The organism is Nocardia sp. Root136, assembly GCF_001427185.1.
Taxonomy (GTDB): Bacteria; Actinomycetota; Actinomycetes; order Mycobacteriales; family Mycobacteriaceae; genus Nocardia; species Nocardia salmonicida.
This window is the reverse complement of the sequence record NZ_LMFE01000002.1, coordinates 41,760-60,062: the sequence shown is the minus strand read 5'-3', so window position 1 is coordinate 60,062 and position 18,303 is coordinate 41,760. Positions and strand designations below refer to the sequence as shown.

General features: G+C 68.3%; 15 protein-coding genes. 10 read left to right on the top strand and 5 right to left on the bottom strand.

Annotation, left to right across the window (positions count from 1 at the left end; translation table 11 throughout):
- Positions 1 to 25: 25 nt before the first annotated feature.
- The 3 genes from wag31 to ileS all read left to right on the top strand — a co-directional run bounded on the left by wag31 (position 26) and on the right by ileS (position 4,590).
- Positions 26 to 883 (top strand): DivIVA-like cell division protein Wag31, encoded by an 858-nt coding sequence (wag31, locus tag ASD42_RS14130; protein ID WP_056816433.1) that lies wholly within the window; start codon positions 26 to 28, stop codon positions 881 to 883.
- 89 nt (positions 884 to 972) lie between these two features.
- On the top strand, positions 973 to 1,173 hold the full coding sequence (locus ASD42_RS14125; protein ID WP_056816428.1) for a hypothetical protein: 201 nt from the start codon (positions 973 to 975) through the stop codon (positions 1,171 to 1,173).
- 282 nt (positions 1,174 to 1,455) lie between these two features.
- Complete coding sequence (ileS, locus tag ASD42_RS14120) at positions 1,456 to 4,590, top strand: isoleucine--tRNA ligase (RefSeq protein WP_056816425.1); 3,135 nt, start codon at positions 1,456 to 1,458, stop codon at positions 4,588 to 4,590.
- A 62-nt stretch (positions 4,591 to 4,652) separates the two neighbouring features.
- Here the strand turns inward: ileS and ASD42_RS14115 are convergent, their stop codons facing one another.
- Complete coding sequence (locus ASD42_RS14115; RefSeq protein ID WP_056816423.1) at positions 4,653 to 5,066, bottom strand: organic hydroperoxide resistance protein; 414 nt, start codon at positions 5,064 to 5,066, stop codon at positions 4,653 to 4,655.
- Between the two features lie 111 nt (positions 5,067 to 5,177).
- Here ASD42_RS14115 and ASD42_RS14110 point away from each other — a divergent pair, with 111 nt between their 5' ends.
- Both ASD42_RS14110 and ASD42_RS14105 read left to right on the top strand, forming a co-directional pair.
- Complete coding sequence (locus tag ASD42_RS14110) at positions 5,178 to 5,711, top strand: TetR/AcrR family transcriptional regulator (protein WP_056816420.1); 534 nt, start codon at positions 5,178 to 5,180, stop codon at positions 5,709 to 5,711.
- A 273-nt stretch (positions 5,712 to 5,984) separates the two neighbouring features.
- Positions 5,985 to 6,515 (top strand): NlpC/P60 family protein, encoded by a 531-nt coding sequence (locus ASD42_RS14105; protein ID WP_056816417.1) that lies wholly within the window; start codon positions 5,985 to 5,987, stop codon positions 6,513 to 6,515.
- Here ASD42_RS14105 and ASD42_RS14100 read toward each other — a convergent pair.
- Complete coding sequence (locus ASD42_RS14100; protein WP_056816413.1) at positions 6,512 to 7,393, bottom strand: UTP--glucose-1-phosphate uridylyltransferase; 882 nt, start codon at positions 7,391 to 7,393, stop codon at positions 6,512 to 6,514. The two genes, ASD42_RS14105 and ASD42_RS14100, sit on opposite strands and share 4 nt — an antisense overlap.
- A gap of 179 nt (positions 7,394 to 7,572) precedes the next feature.
- On the opposite strand from ASD42_RS14100, the gene ASD42_RS14095 reads away from it, so the two are divergent.
- The 3 genes from ASD42_RS14095 (at position 7,573) to ASD42_RS14085 (ending at position 12,776) form a co-directional block, all read left to right on the top strand.
- A complete protein-coding gene (locus ASD42_RS14095) occupies positions 7,573 to 8,874 on the top strand; it encodes a DNA polymerase IV (protein WP_235569547.1) in 1,302 nt (433 codons plus the stop codon).
- A 60-nt stretch (positions 8,875 to 8,934) separates the two neighbouring features.
- Positions 8,935 to 9,432 carry a hypothetical protein gene (locus ASD42_RS14090; RefSeq protein ID WP_056816407.1) on the top strand — a complete coding sequence of 166 codons (498 nt, stop codon included), beginning with the start codon at positions 8,935 to 8,937 and terminating at the stop codon, positions 9,430 to 9,432.
- 104 nt (positions 9,433 to 9,536) lie between these two features.
- Positions 9,537 to 12,776, top strand: a complete 3,240-nt coding sequence (locus tag ASD42_RS14085; RefSeq protein ID WP_056816802.1) for an arabinosyltransferase domain-containing protein — start codon at positions 9,537 to 9,539, stop codon at positions 12,774 to 12,776.
- A 30-nt stretch (positions 12,777 to 12,806) separates the two neighbouring features.
- On the opposite strand, the gene ASD42_RS14080 is transcribed toward ASD42_RS14085, so the two are convergent.
- Positions 12,807 to 13,736 carry an ADP-ribosylglycohydrolase family protein gene (locus ASD42_RS14080; RefSeq protein WP_084787136.1) on the bottom strand — a complete coding sequence of 310 codons (930 nt, stop codon included), beginning with the start codon at positions 13,734 to 13,736 and terminating at the stop codon, positions 12,807 to 12,809.
- A 123-nt stretch (positions 13,737 to 13,859) separates the two neighbouring features.
- Complete coding sequence (rarD, locus tag ASD42_RS14075; RefSeq protein ID WP_056816404.1) at positions 13,860 to 14,777, bottom strand: EamA family transporter RarD; 918 nt, start codon at positions 14,775 to 14,777, stop codon at positions 13,860 to 13,862.
- 34 nt (positions 14,778 to 14,811) lie between these two features.
- Here rarD and ASD42_RS14070 point away from each other — a divergent pair, with 34 nt between their 5' ends.
- Together ASD42_RS14070 and ASD42_RS34380 are read left to right on the top strand one after the other, a co-directional pair.
- The gene (locus ASD42_RS14070) at positions 14,812 to 17,235 is read left to right on the top strand and encodes a cation-translocating P-type ATPase (RefSeq protein ID WP_056816401.1); all 2,424 of its coding nucleotides are present in this window, start codon (positions 14,812 to 14,814) and stop codon (positions 17,233 to 17,235) included.
- A gap of 118 nt (positions 17,236 to 17,353) precedes the next feature.
- Positions 17,354 to 17,527 (top strand): hypothetical protein, encoded by a 174-nt coding sequence (locus ASD42_RS34380; protein ID WP_156677468.1) that lies wholly within the window; start codon positions 17,354 to 17,356, stop codon positions 17,525 to 17,527.
- Positions 17,528 to 17,543: 16 nt separating this feature from the next.
- On the opposite strand, the gene ASD42_RS14065 is transcribed toward ASD42_RS34380, so the two are convergent.
- The gene (locus tag ASD42_RS14065; RefSeq protein WP_235569513.1) at positions 17,544 to 18,293 is read right to left on the bottom strand and encodes a hypothetical protein; all 750 of its coding nucleotides are present in this window, start codon (positions 18,291 to 18,293) and stop codon (positions 17,544 to 17,546) included.
- Between the last annotated feature and the right edge of the window lie 10 nt (positions 18,294 to 18,303).

Genomic DNA, 18,303 nt, shown 5'->3' with positions numbered 1-18,303 from the left:
AAAAGACGCGTGAAGGGATCCTTCGATGCCGCTGACTCCTGCCGATGTGCACAACGTCGCGTTCAGCAAACCGCCGATCGGTAAGCGCGGCTACAACGAGGACGAGGTCGATGCCTTCCTGGATCTCGTCGAACAGGAGCTTTCGCGCCTGATCGAGGAGAACGCCGACTTGCGTCAGCGGGTCGCCGAACTCGACACCGAGCTGGCCGACGCCAAGAAGAACCGCGGACCTGCCCCGGTCAGCGCCGCCAAGGCGCCCGTGCAGCAGGTACCTCCTCCCGCGCCGGAACCTGTTCCGCAGCCGGTCCCGGTCGCGCCGCCCGCCCCGATGCCCGTCGCGGCGCCGGTGCAGAACAACGGCCCGGACGCGAACATGCAGGCCGCGAAGGTGCTCACCCTGGCGCAGGAGATGGCGGACCGCCTCACCACCGACGCCAAGACCGAGGCCGAGGGACTGCTCTCGAACGCGCGAGCAAACTCCGAGCGACTGGTCGGCGACGCCCGCACCCGTTCGGAAGCGATGATCGCCGACGCGCGTCAGAAGTCCGACGCGATGCTGTCCGACGCGCAGAATCGCTCCGACACCCAGATCCGGCAGGCCAAGGACAAGGCCGAGGCGCTCACCGCCGACGCCGAGCGTCAGCACGCCGAGATCATGGCCACCATCACCCAGCAGCGCACGGTGCTGGAAAGTCGCATCGAGCAGCTCAAGACCTTCGAGCGCGAGTACCGCGTGCGCCTGAAGTCCTACCTGGAATCGCAGCTGGAAGAGCTCGAGAACCGTGGGTCGGCCGTGCCGGTCGACGGCGGCGAGTTCGCGGGCGACACCAACGGTTCGGCCAACAGTCTGGCTCCCGCTTCCTTCGCCAAGGGCGGCAAGTAAACTAGTTTCCGAGTCGCGCGGCGCAGCGCGTCGCGTGATTCGGGAATGCCCAGTTATCGTCGGGCTGCTCGGTTGGCTTGGGAGTCACCATGCTCGTCTTGACGCTTGTTCTTGCGGCGATCGGCTTCGCACTGCTCGTCGCGGCGCTCGCCACCGGTTCGGTGGTATGGGCGTGGGGGTGCATTCTGATCTGTGTTGTCGGTGCCGCGAGTTTGCTCGTGAGCGCGCTGACCAGCCGAAAACCCGAGAACGAACCGGTCCCACCCGGCCGACACGCCCGGCGGAACTGAACGGGCGCGGAATATCGACTGGACGCGTCCGGTTAGAATCGAACTACACATGGCGCCGATCCGGCTATCACCGGGGAGCCTTCGGAAGAACGGCGCGCAGCGCTCAGTAGAACCGAACGGGTGAGCCCGTCACAGCTCACACAACGAGAGGCTCATGCCGCTCCTCGGTGAGGGACAGCGCGAGCAAACGGGGTGGTACCGCGGTACGGCGCACCGGCGCCGACATCGTCCCCGTGCCCACATTCCGCGCTCACGGCGCGGCGGCACGAGGAGCAATCCGCGATGGCGGACGAGACAACTACCGGTAGCGCATACCCCCGGGTCGATTTCGGCGCGGCTGCGGGCGCCACGTTCCCGGAGCTCGAAACCCAGGTGCTCGACTACTGGGCCCGCGACGACACCTTCCGCGCCAGCATCGACAACCGCGATGGTGAGGGTGAGTTCGTCTTCTACGACGGGCCCCCCTTCGCCAACGGCCTGCCGCATTACGGCCACCTGCTGACCGGCTACGTCAAGGACCTGATCCCGCGCTTCCAGACCATGCGCGGCAAGTTGGTCGACCGCCGCTTCGGCTGGGACACCCACGGTCTGCCCGCCGAGATCGAAGCCGAGAAGCAGCTCGGCATCACCGACAAGGCTCAGATCGACGAGATGGGGCTGGCCGAGTTCAACGCCGCCTGTAAGTCGTCGGTGCTGCGCTACACCGGTGAATGGCGCGACTACGTCACCCGCCAGGCCCGCTGGGTCGACTTCGACAACGACTACAAGACCCTCGACCTCGACTTCATGGAGTCGGTCATGTGGGCGTTCAAGTCGCTGCACGAGAAGGGCCTGATCTACCAGGGCTTCCGCGTGCTGCCCTACAGCTGGTACGAGCAGACGCCGCTGTCGAACCAGGAGACCCGCCTCGACGACGCGTACAAGATGCGTCAGGACCCCGCGGTCACCGTCGACATGCGCCTGTCCGTCCCCGCCGAGCACCCCTTCGCCGCGCTGGACGGCGCGAACGCGCTGATCTGGACCACCACGCCGTGGACCCTCCCGTCCAACCTCGCGATCGCGGTGCACCCCGACGTGCGCTACGTGCACGTGCGTGGCGCCGACGACAAGCGCTATCTGCTCGCCGCCGAACGTCTGTCGCACTACAGCCGCGAACTGGGCGAGGAGCCGGAGGTGCTCGGCGAGTACGACGGCGCGGCGCTGGCCGACCTGTCCTACGCCCCGCCGTTCGACTTCTTCGTCGGCCACCCGAACTCGCACCGCGTGCTCACCGCCGACTACGTCACCACCGACTCCGGCACCGGAATCGTCCACCTCGCACCGGCTTTCGGTGAAGAGGACATGGACGTCGCCTCGGCCAACGGCATCGAGATCGTCCAGCCACTCGATCCGGCGGGCAAGTTCACCTCGATGGTGCCGCCGTACGAGGGCCTGATGGTGTTCGACGCCAACCCGGTGATCATCAAGGACCTCAAGGCGGCCGGAAAGCTGCTGCGGCACGAGACGATCGAGCACTCCTACCCGCACAGCTGGCGCTCCGGTCAGCCGCTGATCTACATGGCCGTGCCGTCGTGGTTCGTCGCGGTCACCAAGTTCCGCGACCGGATGGTCGAGCTCAACCAGCAGATCAGCTGGGTGCCCGAGCACATCCGCGACGGCCAGTTCGGCAAGTGGCTCGAAGGCGCGCGCGACTGGAACATCAGCCGAAACCGCTACTGGGGCAGCCCGATCCCGGTCTGGGTCTCCGACGATCCGGCCTACCCGCGCGTGGACGTCTACGGTTCGCTGGACCAGCTCGAAGCCGACTTCGGCGTGCGCCCCACCGACCTGCACCGTCCGCACATCGACGAGCTCACCCGGCCCAATCCCGATGACCCGACCGGGAACTCGACCATGCGCCGGGTCCCCGAGGTGCTCGACTGCTGGTTCGAATCGGGCTCGATGCCCTACGCCCAGGTGCACTACCCGTTCGAGAACAAGGAGTGGTTCGACAGCCACTTCCCCGGCGATTTCATCGTCGAATACAACGGGCAGACCCGTGGCTGGTTCTACACGCTGCACGTGCTCTCGACCGCGCTGTTCGACTCGCCGTCGTTCAAAACCGTGGCCGCGCACGGCATCGTGCTCGGCGACGACGGTCTGAAGATGTCGAAGTCGAAGGGCAACTACCCCGACGTCAACGAGGTCTTCGACCGCGACGGCTCCGATGCCATGCGCTGGTTCCTGATGAGCTCGCCGATCCTGCGTGGCGGCAACCTCATCGTCACCGAGCGCGGCATCCGCGAAGGCGTGAGCCACGCGATGCGACCGCTGTGGAACGCGTGGACGTTCCTGCAGCTCTACGCCTCCAAGCCCGGCGTATGGCGCACGGATTCGCCGAACGTGCTCGACCGCTACATCCTCGCCAAGCTCGCGGTCACCCGCGATGTGGTCACCGAGGCGCTGGAGACCTACGACATCGCCGGTGCCGCCGACGAGTTGCGTGGGTTCGCCGACGCGCTCACCAATTGGTATGTGCGCCGGTCGCGTTCGCGGTTCTGGTCCGAGGACCGCGACGCGGTCGACACCTTGCACACGGTGCTGGAAGTGGTCACCCGCCTCGCGGCGCCGCTGCTGCCGCTCATCACCGAGGTCATCTGGCGTGGGCTCACCGGCGAGCGCTCGGTGCACCTCACCGACTGGCCGACCGAGACCGAGCTGCCGCACGATCCCGAACTCGTCGCCGCGATGGACGAGGTGCGGGTGGTCTGCTCCACTGTGCTGAGTCTGCGCAAGGCGCAGAACCTGCGGGTGCGGCTGCCCCTGGCCGAGGTCACCATCGCCGCGGCCGATGCCGAGCGGCTCGCGCCGTTCACCGAGCTGATCGCCGACGAGGTCAACGTCAAGAAGGTCGACCTGACCACCGACGTCTCCGCGCACGGCCGGTTCGAGCTGGTCGTCAACGCGCGCGCCGCGGGCCCGCGCATCGGCAAGCAGGTCCAGACGGTGATCAAGGCCGTCAAGGCGGGGGAGTGGAGCGAATCCGCCGACGGTGTCGTCACCGCCGCCGGAATCACCCTGCTGCCGGAGGAGTACACCCAGCGTCTGGTGGCCGCCGAACCCGAGTCCACCGCCGCCCTGCCCGGCAATGCCGGCCTGGTGGTGCTGAACTCGGTGGTCACCGAGGAGCTCGAGGCCGAGGGCTGGGCCCGCGACCTGATCCGCGACCTGCAGGAAACCCGCAAGTCGCAGGGTCTGGAGGTGTCCGACCGGATCAGCGTGGTCCTGGATGTGCCCGCCGAACGGGCGGAGTGGGCCGCGACCCACCGCGACCTGATCGCCGGGGAAATCCTCGCGACCGCACTGACCTTCGGTGACGCCGGTGCCGATGCCGCCGAGATCACGGGCGGCGTGAAGGTGTCGGTCGCGAAGGTCTAGTACTTCGAGACAGCGAAAAAGGGCGGGACCTGCTGGTCCCGCCCTTTTTCGCGTGAACGCGGTTACTCGACAACCAGTTCCACCGGGATATTGCCCCGAGTGGCGTTGGAGTACGGGCACACCTGGTGGGTGGCCTCGATGAGCTGGTTCCCCTGCTCGTTGTGCAGGTGCTCCGGCAGTTCCACGCGCAGCACGACCGAGAGTCCGAACCGGCCGCCTTCCAGGGGGTTCAGGCCGACCTCGGCGGTCACCGAGGCGTCGTCGGCGTCGAGCTTCATCCGCTTGGCGACCAACTGCAGCGCACTGGCGAAACAGGCCGAGTAACCCGCCGCGAAGAGCTGCTCCGGGTTGGTGCCCGCGCCGTCGCCGCCCATCTCCTTGGGCCGGGCGAGCGTCAGATCGAGGACGCCGTCATCGGTGTAGGAACGACCGTCGCGGCCGACCGAGGTTGCGATTGCGGTGTAGAGGGGTGCCATGTTTGTCCTCCTAGACAGACTTGTCTGTTCGCTTGTGACCTCAGAGTAGACAGACCTGTCTGGTATCGTCAAGAGGAAGCGCTGATTCCCGGAAAGGACACAGGTCAGGCGATGAGTGCGGCTCGTGAACGTCTGCTCGACACGGCAACCCGGTTGTTCTATACCGAGGGTGTCCACACGGTGGGCATCGACCGGATCATCGCCGAGGCCGGCATCGCCAAGGCCACGTTCTATCGCCACTTCAAGACCAAAGAAGACCTGGTGGTCGCCTATTTGCAGCGCGAATACGCCCGCCAGCGCGCCGCGCTGGAATCGGTGCAGGGCGAAGGCTTCGCCACCATTACCACCATCTTCGACACCCTCAGTGACATCAGCTGCGGCCCCGGCTTCCGTGGCTGCCCCTTTCTCAATGCCGCCGTCGAATTTCCCGACCCGCGACACCCGGTGCGTCGCGTCGTCGACGATTACCGCACCTGGTTTCGCGAACTGATGGCCGAACACCTCCGTGCGGGCGGCCACTCCGCCCCCGACGACGCGGCCCGCGCCCTGCTGCTCACCCGCGACGGCGTCACCATCAGCGGCGGTGTCGGTGACAGCGATACGGTGCGCGCCGGTATCCGTGCGGCATTGGCCCACATCGCCTGAGCGTTCTCGAAAATATGCTGGAAAGTTGCTGAAGTTGATGACATCGGCGAGTTCGTCCGGCACAATCGTGATGTTGCTGCTGATGCGCATGGAACCGCTGAGGCGACAGTGACTGCTCGTGACGATTGTCCTGTGGAAACGGTGCCGCGCCGGAGATGGTGACATCCCGGCGCGACACCGGACCAGTGGGTGGCTCACCCGAGGATCAGGCGATGCCGCCCGATAGCCGACCAGCCGGCAGCTCAGCTCCCGGCCGTGAGGAAGGGCGCGCACATGAAGCGAAAAATCCTGAGACGGTTGGCCCTAGGCTTCGTCGCCACCGTCACCACGACGGCAGCCCTCGCCGGTCCCGCCTTTTCGCAGCCGGGTAGCGCGTCGGGCTCGGGAGGGTCGGGCTCGGGCTCGTCGGGATCATCGTCGGGGAGTTCCAGTGGCTCCGGCATGATTCCGCTGCCGAGCGCCACCGGTATCGGCGCACTCACCGCCGCCATGACCCAGCTCGGCAAACCCTACGAGTGGGGCGCCATGGGCCCGCACTCCTGGGACTGCTCGGCGCTGGTCCAGTGGGCGTTCCGGCAGGTCGGCGTCACCCTGCCGCGTACTACCTGGGAGCAGGCGAAGGTCGGCCTCCCGGTGACCTTCGGCGGGCTGGCGCCCGGCGACGTCGTCATACTCAACGGCGACGGCTCCCATGTCGGCATCTACGCGGGCATGGGCCAGCTCCTCGACGCCCACGACTGGGGCGTCCCGGTCGGCCTGCACCCGCTGCGCGAATTCGATATCTTCGCGATTCGCCGGTTCTAGTTCTCGTCCACCAGCTGACGCAACAACGGGCCGTATTCGGGATGGGCCAGGGCCGAGGCGAACTGGGCCACCAGGTAGTCGGCCGGGTTGCCGGTGTCGTACCAGCGGCCCTGGATCACCTGGCCGTACACCGCGTGCTCGGCGGCGTAGTTGTTGATCGCGTCGGTCAGGTACACCTCGCCGGTCTGGTGGGTGTACCAGTTCTCGGTCTGGATGCGCAGCTCGTCGATGATGCCCGGCGTCACGACATACCCACCGATCGCCGCGAAGGCCGACGGCGCGTCTTCGGGCTTGGGCTTCTCCATCAGGCCGGAGATGCGCAGCAGTCCGTCGTCGAGGTCCTCGCGCACCACCGGCACGCCGTAGCGTTGCGATTCACCCGGCGACATCGGCAGCAGGGCCAACACCGGGCACCCCGTCGATTCGTAGGCGGTGATCAGCTGCTGGGCGCGCGGTACCTCGGCGACGAACACGTCGTCGGGCCACAACACCAGCATCGGTTCGTCGCCGAGGTGGCGCGCCGCGTTGAGCACCGGCGTGCCGTTGCCGTACGGGCCGTGCTGGTCGAGGTAGGTGATGTGACCCTCGCGGGAGAGCTCGCCCACCTCCTCCACGGCATCGGCGTAGGCGGACTTGCCGTCGGCGCGCAGCTGCGCCACCAGCGCCGGATTCGGCCGGAAGTGATCCTGGATCAGCGACTTGCCGCTGCTCACGACGATGGTGATGTCGGTGATCCCGGAGGCCACCAGCTCACGCACCGTGTGCTCGATAACCGGTTTGTCCCCGACCGGCAGCATCTCCTTCGGCGTCGCTTTGGTCAGCGGAAGCAGCCGGGAGCCGATTCCCGCCGCCGGAATGACAGCCTTGCGGATCTTCATCTCCCGATCATCACATATTCGGCTGTGTCATCTGTGTGCGACGGCTGGCAATGTGCTCGAGGAATTTGTCGGTCGCCCGGCGTAGATTGCGCCTCGTGAGCATCCACACCCCTGCCGCCGGGGCTCCGGCCAGGCCCGATGCGGCGGTCACCGCCCGTCGCTGGGTGCTGCACATCGATATGGACGCCTTCTTCGCCTCGGTCGAACAATTGACCAGACCCACCCTGCGCGGGCGCCCGGTCCTCGTCGGCGGGGCGACTCAACGCGGTGTCGTCGCGGGGGCCAGCTACGAAGCCCGGGTCTACGGCGCGCGCTCGGCCATGCCCATGCATCAGGCCCGGCGCCTGATCGGCGTGTCGGCGGTGGTCGTGCCGCCGCGTGGCGCGCTGTACTCGGTGCTGAGCGCGCAGGTGTTCGACGCGTTGCGCAGCTGTGTTCCGGTGCTCGAGACGCTGTCGTTCGACGAGGCCTTCGCCGAACCGGCCGAGTTGGCGGGCGCGAGTGTCGCGCAGGTCGAGGACTACTGCGCGATGCTGCGCGCTCTGGTGCGGGCGCAGACCGGGCTCACCGCCTCGATCGGCGCGGCGACCGGGAAACAACTCGCCAAAATCGGCTCCGGCCTGGCCAAACCCGATGGTATGCGGGTCATTTCACCCTCGGAACAGGGTGAGCTGCTCGCCGCGCTGCCGGTGCGCAAACTGTGGGGGATCGGTCCGGTGGCCGAGGCGAGGCTGCGCAGCCTCGGCATCGAGACGGTCGGCGCGTTCGCCGCGCTGCCGGAGTCGGAGGCCGTCTCCACCCTCGGTGGCAGCATGGGCGCCGCCCTGCACCGGCTCGCGCGCGGAATCGACGACCGTCCGGTCACCGAACGCGCCGAGGCCAAGCAGATCAGCGCCGAGAACACCTACGAGCGCGACATCGTCACCATGGCCGACCTGCGCGCCGCCGTCACGGCGATGGCCGCGTCGGCGCATCGCAGGCTCGAACGCGACGGCCGCGCCGCCCGCACCGTGGTCCTCAAACTCAAGAAGTCGGATATGGGCATCGTGACCAGGTCGTTCACCCTGCCCTACGCCACCGCGGATCTGACCACCCTGGCCGCGGCCGCGCAACGCTCGGCGATCGATCCCGCCGAGCTCGGCCCGATCCGCCTCGTCGGCGTCGGTTACGGCGGACTGTCGCTGGTGCGCCAGGAATCGCTGTTCCCCGAACTGGATCAGGCGGTACCCGCCGATGTCGGCACAGTCGAGGACCCGCCACCGCCGTCGCCGGAGGATCAGCCGAATCTGCCTGTGGGACTGTGGTTTCCGGGGATGGATGTGAATCATCCGGAATTCGGGCACGGCTGGGTGCAGGGTGCGGGGTACGGCGTGGTGACCGTGCGTTTCGAGACCAGTTCGACAGGCCCCGGCGCGGCGCGTACCTTTCCAGCCGACGACACGGGGCTGACACGGGCCGATCCGCTCGCCAGTCTCACGTGAGCGAGTAGCCTCGGCTACCGCGATGGAACCACTCCCACCTCGAACGCAAAGGACGAGCAGTTGAAGCTTCGTACGACCGGACGTGTAGCGATCGCCGGACTGGCCGTGGTCGCCGCCCTCGGCCTGAGCGCGTGCAGCGACGACAAGGGTGACAAGCCCGCCGCCAAGGTCACCAGCAGCGCGAAGGCTTCGGCCTCGGCGGCAGCGAACCTGCCCCCCGTGCCGACCGTGGAGCAGCTCAACGAGCAGCTCACCACCGCGCTGGATCCGGCGGTCCCCAACGATCAGAAGCTGGACTTCGTCCAGGGTGGCGAGGCCGATCCCGAGCTGCCGAACCGCTTGGCCCAGGCCGCCTCGGACGCCAGTGTTCAGGTGCAGGTCACCGAGGTGACCTCCTTCGGTGACAGCGTCAACGCCAAGGCCAACTTCACCGTCAACGGTCAGACCAATGTTGTCGACGTGCCGTTCGTGGCCGAGGACGGCAAGTGGAAGGTCCAGAAGTCGTGGGCCTGCGGCATGATGACCAACCTGGGTCAGACCTCGGTCGCCTGCCCCTGATCTTCCGCGTTCGGCCCCGTTCGGATGTTTCCGAACGGGGCTTTTGCGTGTGAGTCGAGACGGTGTTTCGCCTGCTGTCGGTGGCGCGGCTACTATCGGGCCCCGTGGTAGAGACGATCGTGCGGCAGGGGCATCCGCCCAAGGATGTTTCGGGGCCCGCGCGACGTGCTCGCCCGGGGTGGGCGCGCATCGTCGCGATCGTCGCGGGACTGATCGGCATTCTCAGCGCCGCGGTGATCCCGTTCCTGCCCGTGCGGGTCGACGCCGCGACGGTGTCGTGGCCCCAGCAGGGCTCGCCCGCCGCGGTCGAATCCCCGCTCGTCGCCTACGCGCCCGCCGCGCTGTCGGCGACGGTGCCGTGCGCCGCGTTGAGTTCCCTGGCCGGAACCGGCGGTGTCGCTGTCTCCACCGTGCCGCGTCAGTCGGCCGACATGGAGAAGTACGGCTTCGTCGTGAAGGTGGTCGCCGATACCGCCGAACGCCCCGGCCGCGTGGACGTGGTCTCGCGGTCGACCCTGGTGTGGACGGCCCCGCTCGCCGACGTGCTGGACCGATCCTGCGCGCTGACGATCGCGATCACTCCGCAGGAATCCACGGTCACCACAACCGGTCTCGGTGACGGCGCCGCCGTGGCCGCCGATCTGCGTCCGCAGGTCGTGGGCGTGTTCAGTGAGCTGACCGGCGCCGCCCCCGCGGACCTCGCGGTGCGCGTCGACGTCGACGCCCGCTACACGTCGTCCCCGACCTGGCTCAAGCTGGCCGCGATCGTGCTGTGCCTGCTGGCAACGGCGGTGTCCCTGTTCGCCCTGCACCGCCTCGACGCCCTCGACGGCCGCTCCGCGCGCCGATTCCTGCCGCAACGCTGGTGGCGGCTGCGCCCGGTCGACTGGCTGGTGTTCTCGGTACTGGTCGTCTGGCATTTCATCGGCGCCAACACCTCCGACGACGGCTACATCCTCGGCATGGCGAGGGGTGCGCGCAGTTCGGGCAACATGTCCAACTACTACCGCTGGTTCAGCGTCGACGAGGGCCCGTTCTACACCCCCTACGTCGACATCATCGGTTGGCTCACCCACATCTCCGCGGTCAGCCCGCTGGTTCGGCTGCCCGCTCTCGGCGCGGGCGTGCTCACCTGGTGGTTGATCAGCCGCGAAGTGCTGCCGCGCCTCGGCGTGGCCGTGCGCCGCGAACGCGTCGCCACCTGGACCGCGGCCTTCGTCTTCCTCGCCTTCTGGCTGCCCTACAACAATGGTCTGCGCGCGGAATTCGTTGTCGCGCTGGGCGTTCTGGTCACCTGGGTCTCGGTCGAACGAGCGATCGCGACCCGGCGGCTCGTGCCGTTCGCCGTCGCGGTGATCGTGGCCGCGTTCACCCTCACGGGCGCACCCTCTGGCCTGATCTGCCTCGGCGCGCTGGTGGCCGGTGCGCGCGTGGTCACCGCGATCATCGTGCGGCGGTCGAAGTCGGTGGGCTATGCGGCGCAGTTGCTGCCGATCCTGGCCGCGGGCGCGGTGGTGCTCACCGTCGTCTTCGCGGACCGGACCTTCGCCGGCGTGCGGGAGATGTTCGCCGTGCACAGCGTGATCGGGCCGGGGGAATCCTGGTTCTTCGAATTCCTGCGCTACCAGTATCTGCTCCAGCTCAACGCCGACGGCTGGCTGACCAGGCGATTCGGTGTCTTCGTGATGCTGATCGGCCTGATCGTCTGCACCGCGGTCATGCTGCGGCGCGGCGGCCACATCCCCGGCACCGCGGTCGGCCCGGTCCGGCGCATGCTCGGCATCACCCTCGCCGCCATGGTGCTGATGATGTTCTCGCCGACGAAGTGGACCCACCAGTTCGGCGTGTTCGCGGGCCTGGCCACCTGCGTCGCCGCGGTCACGGCGGTCGCGGTGAGTTCGGACGTGCTGCGGCCGTTGCGCAATCGCGCGCTGTTCGCCGCGGGCATCTTCTTCACCCTCGCCATGACCTGGGTCGGTGCCAACGGGTACTGGTACGTCTCCTCGTGGGGCATCCCCTGGTGGGACAAGCCGCCGACCGTCGCAGGCTACGGCGTCTCGACCGTGTTCGTCGGCCTGACCCTGCTGGCGCTCGCGGTGGCGGCGTGGTTCCACGTCCACCCGAATCCGAACCCGAAGGCCGAGGTAGGCCGGTTCGCCGGGACGCCCGTCCTCGCTGTCGCCGCCGCGATGATGGTGCTGTTCGAAGTGGCCTCCTTCGCCAAGGCCACCGTCTCCCAGTACCCCGCGTACTCCCTCGCCGGCGCCAACCTCTCCGCGGCCTTCGCCGGCGGGTGTGGGATGGCCGACGAGGTTCTCGTCGAAACCGACCCGAACGCCTCGATGCTCGCGCCGCTGTCCGGTGACCTGACCACCACGATGAACGGCACCGACTCGACCGGCTTCCGGGCCGACGGCGTCGCGCCGGTGCTCACCTCAGACGAGGTGGAATCGACCACCGGCCAAGCGAATTCGGTGTCCGACGATCCCGACAAGCTGCGGGACGCCTCGACCTCGGCGGGTTCGGAATCGCGGCAGGGCTCGTTGCAACTGCCGTTCGGCCTCGACCCCGCGACCACCCCCGTCCTCGGTAGCTACCGCTCCGGCGCCCAGGAACCCGCCGCGCTGACCACGGGCTGGTTCCGCCTGCCGGACGGCCCGCGCGGCCCGCTGCTGGCGATGTCGGTGGCAGGCCGGATCCGCTCGGTCGACGCCGACGGCATCGTCCTCCCCGGCCAGGAACTGGCCGTCGAATACGGCACCGCCGCGGCCGACGGCACCGTCACCGTGACCGGCCAGATCGCGCCGACCGATATCGGCCCGGCGCCGATGTGGCGCAATCTGCGGGTCCCGATGGATCAGCTGCCCTCGGACACCAGCGTCGTCCGCCTGGTCGCCGCCGACAAGGATCTCGGCGCCGACCAGTGGCTGGCGCTCACCCCGCCGCGCATGCCGCAGACCACCACGCTCAGCGCGGTCGTCGGCCGCTCCGCCCCGGTCCTGCTGGATTGGGCTGTGGGACTGCACTTCCCGTGCCAGAACCAGATGCCGACCTACAACGGCATCGCCGAGCTCCCCGAGTACCGCATCCTGCCCGACCGCAACGGTGCCACCATCACCAACCTGTGGCAGGGCCACGACGGTGGTGGCCCGCTCGGCTGGACCCAGCTCCTCTTCACCGCCCGCACCCTGCCGACGTACCTGAACAACGACTGGGACAGGGACTGGGGCTCGCTCGAGCAGTACCTGCCCCTCGACACCACCGCCGGCCCCGCGAAGGTCAGCGTCGACTCCGAAAACCGTTGGGGCACCTGGACCCCCGGTCCGGTCATCACCGCCTGGTAGCCGGTGGCTGTGGTGATCGGCTGCCCCGCGTCAGCGGGAGTTGGTGGCGATCCGCAGGGCCAGATCGGGAAGGTCGGCGCCGGTGAGGCCGGGGTACCCGTGGAGGAGGCCGCGCCAGCGGGCGGGGACGGCCGAGGCGCCCCAGCGGGCGCCGAGGAGGCCGCCCGCGATGGCCGCGGTGGTGTCGGTGTCGTTTCCGGCGCGGACACACGTCTCCAAGGCGAGCGGAAGGTGTTCGGGCGTCGACTGATCGGTGCTCGTGATCGCCCACCATGCGGTCTGGAGTGCGTGCACGACCCAGCCGTTGTTCGGGAAGTCGGCGGGCGTGCCCTTCTCCGCTTCGTCGATACGGTCGGTCCAGTACGCGGATTGTGGTGAGCCGCTGACATATTCGCGAACTCCGTCGAAATCGGCGTTCAGCACCGCGTGCCGGATCGCGTAGGTCCACAGTTTGCATGCCTCGACGGCGTTCTCGTCGTGGTGCGTGAGCAACCCGACCCGGCCCGCTGCCGCGATGCATGCCGCGGCGTCGTCGAGATAGGCCAGCGCGACCGGGGCGGTCCGCATCAGCGAGCCGTTTCCGCCGGTTCGGCCGGTGAGCGACATCGCCACGGCCTGCATATCCAGCGCGGAGGAAGGCCTGGCGGACAGCACGTTTCGCGTCTGGTTCCCGATGTCCGGCGGCTTCGAGTCGTACCAGGAGACGAACCCGGCCGCGACCGCGTCGAGATCGATTCCCGGCCCACTGGACGCGGCTACCGCCACGGCGACGGCCATCGACGTATCGTCGGTCCACTCGCCCGGCGCCCAGTCGAATACCCCGCCGCCGATCATGTCGATCACCGTGTCCGGCCCCGGATGAGTGAACTCGTAGCCCGCCCCCAGTGCATCACCGGCGGCGGTACCGACCAGCACGCCGGCGACCCGATCCGAGTACCCCGCATCGTGCACAGAATCCACCCCTCTCGGGTGTGTCCGCTATCCGATTGTCCGCTTGACAAGCCTACCGGTCGGCTTGTGATCCACCGGCGATTCACGCCGGGGTGACACCGAATCGAGCTTCCGGTGTGACACCGAATCGGGCTAGTGCGTGGTCGCGTCCGCCGTCTCGGCCACCGAGAGCTGCCTGGTGCGGCGCGCCCGCAGCAGGGCGTCGGTGGTGAACACCGCCAGCGCCGTCCAGATCAAGGCGAATCCGGCCCAGCGGGAGGCGGGCATGGGTTCGTGCATGACCGCCACGCCCCAGGCCATCTGCAGGGCGGGGGTGAGGTATTGCAGGATGCCCATGGTCGAGAGCGGGACCCGCTTGGCCGCGACGGCGAACAGCAGCAGCGGTAGCAGCGTGACCGGTCCGGTGGCCAGCATGAGGCCGAAATGGGCAGGGCTGGAGGTCATCTCACTGCGGTCAGTGGCCATCAAGACGATCAGGAAGGCCAGCGCGAAAGGCACGGCGACAATGCCCTCGGCCGCGATCCCGGGCAGCGCGTCGAGCCGGATCACCTTCTTCACCAGCCCGTAGGCGGCGAACGAGCAGGCCAGGATCAGCGCGATCACCGGCGGTCTGCCGTAGTCGACGGTCAGCACCACCACCGCCAGCGCGCCCAGCCCCAACGCCACCCACTGCGCGCGGGTGAGCCGTTCCCGGAACAGCAACACGCCGATGGCGACGGTGACCAGCGGATTGATGAAGTAACCGAGCGCGCATTCCACGATGTGCCCGGTGGTGACGCCGAAGACGTACACGCCCCAGTTCAGCGACAAGGCCGCCGACGCCGCGGCCGCCAGACGCCAGGTCCTGGCATCGATCCCGCGCAAGTTCCCCAGTCGCCCTGTCAGCGTGAGCACGAGCAGCACCACGACCAGCGTCCAGACGATCCGCTGCGCCACCACTTCGGCAGGTGAGGCGAACGACAGCAGCCCGAAGAAGGCGGCGAACGAACCCCAGATGAGGTAGGCCCCCGCACCGAAAACCACGCCGGGCGGGGAGGAGCTGCGCTGCATTCATCCCATGTTACGACCGGCTAATCTGGCGAGCATGTCCATATCCGTGCAGGAACCCGCGGCCGCCGGGCTCACCGCAGCACAGGTCGATGAGCGCCGCCGCGACGGGCGCACCAACGACGTCCCGGCCAGGGCGAGTCGTTCGGTCGCCGAGATCGTTCGCGCGAATGTCTTCACCCGTATCAATGCCATTCTCGGTGTGCTGTTCCTGCTCGTTCTGTCGACGGGCTCGATCATCGACGGCATGTTCGGGCTGCTCATCGTGGCCAACAGCGCGGTCGGCATCATCCAGGAGGTCAGGGCCAAGCGGACCCTGGACGAGCTGGCGATCGTCAGCCAGGCCAAGCCGACCGTGCGCCGCGACGGCCTCGCCCAGCAGGTCGCGCCCGGCGAGGTGGTCCTGGACGATCTGATCGAGCTCGGCCCCGGCGATCAGATCGTGGTCGACGGCGAGGTCGAAGAGGCCGCCGCGCTCGAGATCGACGAGTCGCTGCTGACCGGTGAGGCCGACCCGATCCACAAGGGCGTCGGCGCGCCGGTGATGTCGGGCAGCTTCGTGGTGTCGGGTTCGGGCGCCTACCGCGCGACCAAGGTCGGCAAGGACGCCTACGCCGCGCAATTGGCGGAGGAAGCCAGCAAGTTCACGCTGGTGCACTCCGAATTGCGTTCGGGTATCGACAAAATCCTGAAATTCATCACCTACCTGCTCATTCCGGCCGGTCTGCTCAGCATCTACAACCAGCTGGTCTCCAGCGGGGAATCGTGGCGACCCGCCGTGACCGGGATGGTCGCCGCGCTGGTGCCGATGGTTCCCGAGGGGCTGGTCCTGATGACCTCGATCGCCTTCGCGGTCGGTGTGGTGCGTCTGGGCAAACGCAAGTGCCTGGTCCAGGAACTGCCCGCGATCGAGGGCCTGGCCCGCGTCGACGTGGTGTGCGCGGACAAGACCGGCACCCTCACCGAGAACGGCATGCGACTGGCTCAGGTCGAACCACTCGGCGCGTTCGACGAGGCACAGGTGAAGACCGCACTGGCCGCGCTCGCCGGCGACGACCCGCGCCCCAATGCCAGCGTGCAGGCCATCGCCGAGGCACTGCCCGACTCGCCCGGCTGGGCGCAGACCGCCATCGCGCCGTTCTCCTCGGCCAAGAAGTGGAGCGGCATTTCCTATGGCGCCCAGGGGGATTGGCTGCTCGGTGCCGCCGACGTGCTGCTCGACTCCGGCTCCGCCGATGCGGCCCATGCCGAGGAGCTCGGCTCGTCGGGTCTGCGTGTGCTGCTGCTGGCACGCAGCGACCGCCCGGTCGACGCCGACGACGCGCCCGGCCGGGTCGAGCCGGCCGCCCTGGTGGTGCTCGAGCAGAAGGTGCGCCCAGACGCCAAGGAGACCCTGGAATACTTTGCGAGCCAGCAGGTCTCGATCAAGGTGATCTCCGGCGACAACGCCGTGTCCGTCGGCGCGGTCGCCTCCTCACTCGACCTGCCCGGCGGTGACCACGCCGTCGACGCGCGCACCCTGCCCGACGATCCGGCCGCGCTCGCCGACATCCTCGATCACGAAACCACCTTCGGCCGGGTCCGTCCCGACCAGAAACGCGCCATGGTCGGCGCCTTGCAGTCGCGTGGGCACACCGTCGCCATGACCGGTGACGGCGTCAACGACGTGCTGGCGCTCAAGGATGCCGATATCGGCGTCGCGATGGGCGCGGGTAGCCCGGCCACCCGCGCGGTGGCGCAGATCGTGTTGCTGGACAACAAGTTCGCGACCCTGCCGTACGTAGTGGGGGAGGGCCGCCGAGTGATCGGCAATATCGAGCGCGTCTCGAACCTGTTCCTCACCAAGACCGTGTACTCGGTGCTGCTGGCCTTCCTCGTCGGCATCGCGGGCGTCGGTTCGCAGATCTTCGGCTACGACCCCATCGGGTACCCGTTCCTGCCGCGCCACGTCACCATCGCGGCCTGGTTCACCATCGGCATCCCGGCCTTCGTGCTCTCGCTGGCGCCCAACAACGAACGCGCCCGCACCGGCTTCGTCGGCCGGGTGATGCGCCTGGCCGTGCCGTCGGGCGTGGTGATCGGCATCGCGACGTTCGTGTCCTACCTCATCGCCTACGCCGGACCGGAAGCCTCGGAGACTCAGAAGGTGCAGGCGGGCACCACCGCGCTGATCACGCTGATCATGATCGCGATGTGGGTGCTCGTGCTGGTGGCGCGGCCGTATGTGTGGTGGAAGGTCGTGCTGATCGCGGTCTCCGTACTCGCCTACGTCGCACTGTTCACCATCCCGTTCACCCGCGAGTTCTTCAAACTCGACCCGTCCAACCCGCGGCTGACGCTGGCCGCGGTGGTGTGCGGTGCGATCGGCATCGTGCTGGTCGAGCTGGCATGGTGGGTGCAGTCCCGGCGCTCCGGCGGCGCGGGCAAGCTCTTTCCTCCGGTGGGCGCGCAGGGGGCGTGAGGAGTAGCTGACCCTGCCGTAACCGATTCCAGAACCCTTGTGCCGGACCGACATTCGGTGTTGGAGTACCTTTGCCGGTTATGGAGGTAACGCTGTCGCACCGTCTCGGGACCACCCGATGACCCCCGACGAACTGGACGATCTTTTTTCCGATCTCATCGTGGCTATCGACCGGCTCGACGCCGGTGCGCTCGAAGTGATGGCGGATGCCTACGACCAGGCCGGCGATGTGAACCGGGCACGCACGCTGTGGGAGCTGGCCGATACGCGCCGTGCCGGCGATCGGCCGTAGGTGGCCGACCGGAGTGCTACTCGGTCGGAACCGGGCCGTCGTCAGGGTTCGGGGTCACGGTATCGGTGCTGCCCGGCAGCAACGGGCTCACCGCGAACCGGCCCGCGACGGCGTCGGCCGGTAGCGCCTGCACCGCCCGAACTCCGGATCGTGTTGCGAGGTCACGTAATTGGGGCAGCGTGCCGCGCACGACGATGCCCGCCGTGCACGCGCAGCCCGCGCGCAGGCGCGACTCGGTGAGATGGGCGATCTCGGCGCTGCGCTGATCGCGGAACTGTTGTGCCGCGACCAGACCCGCTGCCGCCTCGCCGGATTTCACCGCGGGCTCGTCGCCGGCCGGAGTGGCGACCGTGATCACCGGTGTCTGCACCCGATCGACCGGCACGTGCTGGATCACCCCGGAGACCCGCAACCCTTCGGCCGTAGCCGGAATCTGTTGGGGCGTCAGGTATTCGGAGAACGACACCAGCGCCCAGTGCTGGTCGGCGTCGTCACCGCCGAGCGAGGCCCGCGCGTCGTCGAGGTAGTGCTGAACCTGCTCGCCGGGTGCGGGTCCGAGCCGGTCGGTCGTCACCGCCGACGCGGGCGGCGGCTCGCGGAACGCGACGACCAGCAGGATCACCGCACCGATCGTCGCGATCCCGTAGATGACGGCATTGCGTAGGGAGAGTCGTCGGTCGTCCGAATCGCCGTCGTCGGCCTGTGATCCCGGCTCGGCGGGCATGTTCCCGAGCGTTACCGAGGAGGTGGGTGCGTTGTCGTCCACCGGTGCTCCC

Coding starts and splice junctions, on each gene's coding strand:
- ASD42_RS14115 (WP_056816423.1), bottom strand. CDS start 5,066: ATGGCACCCCTCTACACCGCAATCGCAACCTCGGTCGGCCGCGACGGT.
- ASD42_RS14125 (WP_056816428.1), top strand. CDS start 973: ATGCTCGTCTTGACGCTTGTTCTTGCGGCGATCGGCTTCGCACTGCTC.
- ileS (WP_056816425.1), top strand. CDS start 1,456: ATGGCGGACGAGACAACTACCGGTAGCGCATACCCCCGGGTCGATTTC.
- wag31 (WP_056816433.1), top strand. CDS start 26: ATGCCGCTGACTCCTGCCGATGTGCACAACGTCGCGTTCAGCAAACCG.
- ASD42_RS14110 (WP_056816420.1), top strand. CDS start 5,178: ATGAGTGCGGCTCGTGAACGTCTGCTCGACACGGCAACCCGGTTGTTC.
- rarD (WP_056816404.1), bottom strand. CDS start 14,777: ATGCAGCGCAGCTCCTCCCCGCCCGGCGTGGTTTTCGGTGCGGGGGCC.
- ASD42_RS14070 (WP_056816401.1), top strand. CDS start 14,812: ATGTCCATATCCGTGCAGGAACCCGCGGCCGCCGGGCTCACCGCAGCA.
- ASD42_RS34380 (WP_156677468.1), top strand. CDS start 17,354: ATGACCCCCGACGAACTGGACGATCTTTTTTCCGATCTCATCGTGGCT.
- ASD42_RS14105 (WP_056816417.1), top strand. CDS start 5,985: ATGAAGCGAAAAATCCTGAGACGGTTGGCCCTAGGCTTCGTCGCCACC.
- ASD42_RS14100 (WP_056816413.1), bottom strand. CDS start 7,393: ATGAAGATCCGCAAGGCTGTCATTCCGGCGGCGGGAATCGGCTCCCGG.
- ASD42_RS14095 (WP_235569547.1), top strand. CDS start 7,573: ATGGACGCCTTCTTCGCCTCGGTCGAACAATTGACCAGACCCACCCTG.